The organism is Mesorhizobium sp. M1A.F.Ca.IN.020.06.1.1, assembly GCF_004023265.1.
Taxonomy (GTDB): domain Bacteria; phylum Pseudomonadota; class Alphaproteobacteria; order Rhizobiales; family Rhizobiaceae; genus Mesorhizobium.
This window is the reverse complement of the sequence record NZ_RZSR01000533.1, coordinates 1-4,167: the sequence shown is the minus strand read 5'-3', so window position 1 is coordinate 4,167 and position 4,167 is coordinate 1. Positions and strand designations below refer to the sequence as shown.

Sequence of the window (4,167 nt, the reverse complement as noted above, 5' to 3'; positions counted from 1 at the left end):
GCCGAGAACCTTCCAATCGGCCGTGGGGACGAACGCCGTTTGACGCAGATTCTGCTCAATCTCGCAGGCAATGCCGTCAAGTTCACCGAAACAGGTGCAGTCGACATTCTTGCCGATGCGGTCGATGGGAACTTCGAGATCGCCGTCCGAGACACCGGTCCCGGCATTGCGTCCAAAGACCAGGCTCTCATCTTCGAAGAATTCCAGCAAGTCGACAACAGCAGCACCAGGCAGAAAGGTGGCACAGGTCTTGGCCTGGCGATCTCGAAGCGCATCGCCGAAATGCATGGCGGAACCTTAGACGTCGAGTCCGTGATCGGGTCAGGGTCGACATTCCGTCTGAAGGTCCCGATCAGGATGAATGAGGACGTGAGGGCCGCATGAGCAAACGAATCCTGATGGTCGAAGACACCGAGGACAACCGCCAAATCATCCGCGATCTCATTGCCACCACCGAGTACGAACTGATCGAGGCGGCGGACGGTGCCGCCGGCATCGCTGCAGCCGCAGCACACAGGCCAGACCTGATCCTTATGGACATTCAGCTCCCGGTGATCGACGGGTATGAAGCGGCCCGCCGCATCAAGGCCGACCCGGCGCTCCGGCACATTCCGATTATCGCCGTCACCTCCTACGCGTTGTCGGGCGACAAGGCGAAAGCCCTTGCTGCTGGGTGCGATGGTTACATTGCCAAGCCATTCAGTCCACGCCAGCTGCTTTCCGAGATTCGCGGTTTCCTTTCTTGAGGGAGGCAACACCTTGCACGATCCGCCTCGCATTCTCGCGGTTGACGATACTCCGGAAAACCTCGAGATCCTGCGCATGCGTCTCGAGGCGAATGGCTATGAAGTTGTAACCGCCGCCGATGGTGAAGAGGGGTTTGCGAAAGCCCGCGAACTCACGCCGGATCTGATCCTGCTCGACATCATGATGCCGAAGCTCGACGGCATCAGTGTGGTCCGCATGCTCAAGCAGGATCAATCGCTGCGATCGATCCCCGTCATTCTGGTCACCGCGAAAGCCGACACGCGCGACGTGGTCGAGGGGCTGGACGCCGGTGGCGACGACTATCTGACAAAGCCCTTCGAGCACAGGGCGCTGCTGGCGCGGGTGCGCTCGATGTTGCGCCAGAAGGCGCTTCACGACACTGTCGCGAGCCAAGCCAAGCGCCTTGAGGACCAAGCCGCGCAACTTTCCGACTGGAACCGCTCGCTCGAGGAAACCGTCGCCGGCCAGGTGACGGAGCTCGAGCGAATGGCGCGGCTCAGGCGGTTCCTGCCCGAACAGGTCGCCGACCTCATCGTTGCGGCGGGCAATGGAGATGCGCTCTTGCAGAGCCACCGCCGCGAGGTGACGGTTGTCTTTTGCGATTTGCGCGGCTTCACGGCGTTCGCAGAGACCGCCGAACCCGAAGAAGTCATGACAGTTCTGGCCGAGTATCATTCCTGTCTCGGCGAACAAATCGTCCGTCACGAGGGGACGCTCGAGCGGTTCGTGGGCGACGGTATCGTCGTGGTTTTCAACGATCCAATGCCATGTGCCGACCACAGTGAGAGAGCTGTCTCGATGGCTGCCGCAATGCGCGAAGCGATTGACGAGCATTCCGAGCGATGGCGCAAGCGGGACTATTTGCTTGGCTTTGGGATCGGCATTGCCAGGGGCCACGCAACCATCGGGCGCATCGGTTTTGATCAGCGCTCGGACTATGCCGTCATCGGCACTGTGTCGAACCATGCCGCCCGTTTATGCGAGGAGGCCAAATCGCGCCAGATTCTTGTTAGCCAACGAGTCCTCGGAGCTGTCGAGTCGTTGGTCGAATCCGTTCCTGTTGGCGAACTGACGCTGAAGGGCTTTCGCCGCCCGATGCCTGCCTATGAAATCGTGCGGTGGATCGGTCGGCCAATCTAGCGTTGAGCGCACTCCGGCTTCGTTCGAGAGATGCGGTGCGTCGAACCACCGGCGCCGCGGCGCGGATCTGCCGTTCACGTCGCGGCAACCGCAAATCCGCTTCGGGTCAGGGCCTCACGCCCAGACGGCGGACAAACCGTGCTGACGATAGGCCCGCCTGGCCGCAGGCGAGCTGTGATAGTTGACTGCTGTACCCTCAGTCCTTGGCGCGCTCGACATAGGAGCCATCGGCGGTCATCACCACCACGCGCGTGCCGGTCGTGATGTGCGGCGGCACGGCCGTGCGCACGCCGTTGGAGAGCACCGCAGGCTTGTAGGACGAGGACGCCGTCTGGCCCTTGGTGACCGGCTCGGTATCGACCACCTCGAAGACAGCGCGCTGCGGCAGCGTCAGCGAGATCGGCGCGCCGTTGAACTGCGCCAGCTGCACCGCCATGCCTTCCTGCAGGTAGGGCGCCATGTCGCCGACCACGCTTTCTGAGGCCACGACCTGGTCGTAGCTTTCCGGGTTCATGAAATGGAAGCCTTCGCCGTCGGAATAGAGGAAGGTGTGCTCGCGCTCCTCGACATAGGCGCGCTCGACCATCTCGGTCGTGCGGTAGCGCTCCGAGATCTTCACCCCGTCGCCGATGCGGCGCATGTCGAGCTGCGTCACCGGCGTGCCCTTGCCAGGGTGGATGTTTTCGGCAAAGAGGATGACATAGAGCTTGCCGTCCTTATCGACGACGTTGCCTTTGCGTAAGGAACTGGCGATGACCTTGACCACGATATTCAATCCCAATCGAGTTTTTCGGCCTGCAAGCGTCTTTGCCCACGAAGCGCCGACGGCGGCCATCGCGTGCGCCGTAGCGCATCTTGCGTCGAACCGCCAGCCTCCTCGGCGATTTTCCCGCCCATGACCGCCGCTTCGCGATGGTGGACGCCGCATGTTCATGCCGACCGCCGGCCAAGGCTGATGGCGCGCAACGCCATTGCCGCCGCCTTGCGCGGTTGGTTCGCGGAGCGCGATTTCGTTGAGGTGACGACGGCCGCCCTGCAGGTTTCACCCGGCAACGAGGCGCACCTTGCGGCCTTCGCCACCGAGGCGATCGCGCCGGACGCGTCGCGCCAGCCGTTATACCTTCACACCTCGCCGGAATTCGCCTGCAAGAAGCTGCTTGCCGCCGGCGAGAAGCGCATCTTCAGCCTGGGCTCCGTTTACCGAAACCGCGAGCGTGGGCCGCTGCATCATCCCGAATTCACCATGCTCGAATGGTACCGCGTCGGCGAGGCCTATGAGCGCCTGATGGCCGACTGCGCCGAATTTCTGGCGCTCGCCGCGGAGAAGGCCAGGGCCAAAAGCTTTCGGTTTCGTGGCCGCGAGGTCGATCCCTTCGCCGAGCCGGAGCGGCTGAGCGTGGCGGAAGCATTCATGCGCCATGCCGGCATCGATCTGCTGGCGACCGTCGGCGCCGACGGCAGCACCGACCGCGAAGCGCTCCACCAGGGCCTGGTCCGCGCCGGCCTGCGCACCGCGCCCGACGACAATTGGGCCGACCTGTTCAGCCGCGTGATGGTGGAAAAGGTCGAGCCGGCGCTGGGGCAGGGACGGGCGACAATCCTCTATGGCTATCCAGTCTCCGAGGCGGCCCTTGCCCGGCCGAGCGCGGAGGACCCGCGCGTCGCCGAACGCTTCGAGCTCTACTGCTGCGGCGTCGAGCTCGCCAATGCGTTTGGCGAGCTCACCGATCCGGCCGAGCAGCGCCGCCGCTTCGTCGCCGAGATGGACGAGAAGGAGCGCATCTATGGCGAGCGCTATCCGCTGGACGAGGATTTCCTCGCCGCGCTTGCCATCATGCCGCAGGCGAGCGGCTCGGCCCTCGGCTTCGACCGGCTGGTGATGCTGGCAACCGGCGCCGCCAGGATTGAAGATGTGATCTGGGCGCCGGTGGCCGGCTAATCCGCACTGTTCACGCGGTTACGGCGGGGCAGTGCGCTGCGAAGGGCCGCGATTGCCTTGAGATTGCCGCATCCGCCATTGCACAAGCGGTGGTGGAACAATAGATGGTGCAGCAGCATCCAAGACGATAGTACGGGCTTCCAGAGATGGCGGCCCGGCATCCATGGATGTGCGGCAGCATCTGCCCTCCCGCACAGCTTGAACAAACAGGACTAACCATGACCAACACGCTCGACGCAGGGAAACTGACCGGCCGCGTCGCGGCGCTCGTCGAGGCGGCCAAGCGCGCCGGGGCGGACGCCGCCGACGCGGTCGCCGTG

General features: G+C 63.7%; 5 protein-coding genes. 4 read left to right on the top strand and 1 reads right to left on the bottom strand.

Features of this window, described 5'->3' with window-relative positions:
* Positions 1 to 39: 39 nt before the first annotated feature.
* The 3 genes from EOA60_RS21605 to EOA60_RS21595 are packed head-to-tail and all read left to right on the top strand — an operon-like array spanning position 40 to position 1,908.
* Positions 40 to 384: an ATP-binding protein gene (locus EOA60_RS21605; RefSeq protein ID WP_245502593.1), complete on the top strand. Its 345-nt coding sequence runs from the start codon at positions 40 to 42 to the stop codon at positions 382 to 384.
* Positions 381 to 746, top strand: coding sequence for a response regulator (locus EOA60_RS21600; RefSeq protein WP_095783172.1), 366 nt, complete (start codon positions 381 to 383; stop codon positions 744 to 746). The genes EOA60_RS21605 and EOA60_RS21600 overlap by 4 nt, the downstream gene beginning before the upstream one ends.
* Positions 664 to 1,908 carry a response regulator gene (locus EOA60_RS21595; RefSeq protein WP_245479253.1) on the top strand — a complete coding sequence of 415 codons (1,245 nt, stop codon included), beginning with the start codon at positions 664 to 666 and terminating at the stop codon, positions 1,906 to 1,908. The genes EOA60_RS21600 and EOA60_RS21595 overlap by 83 nt, the downstream gene beginning before the upstream one ends.
* 196 nt (positions 1,909 to 2,104) lie before the next feature.
* On the opposite strand, the gene efp is transcribed toward EOA60_RS21595, so the two are convergent.
* Positions 2,105 to 2,674, bottom strand: a complete 570-nt coding sequence (gene efp / locus EOA60_RS21590) for an elongation factor P (RefSeq protein ID WP_067000944.1) — start codon at positions 2,672 to 2,674, stop codon at positions 2,105 to 2,107.
* Between the two features lie 129 nt (positions 2,675 to 2,803).
* Between efp and epmA the strand changes: the two genes are divergently transcribed.
* Positions 2,804 to 3,847, top strand: coding sequence for an EF-P lysine aminoacylase EpmA (gene epmA, locus EOA60_RS21585; protein ID WP_127335689.1), 1,044 nt, complete (start codon positions 2,804 to 2,806; stop codon positions 3,845 to 3,847).
* Positions 3,848 to 4,167 lie beyond the last annotated feature (320 nt).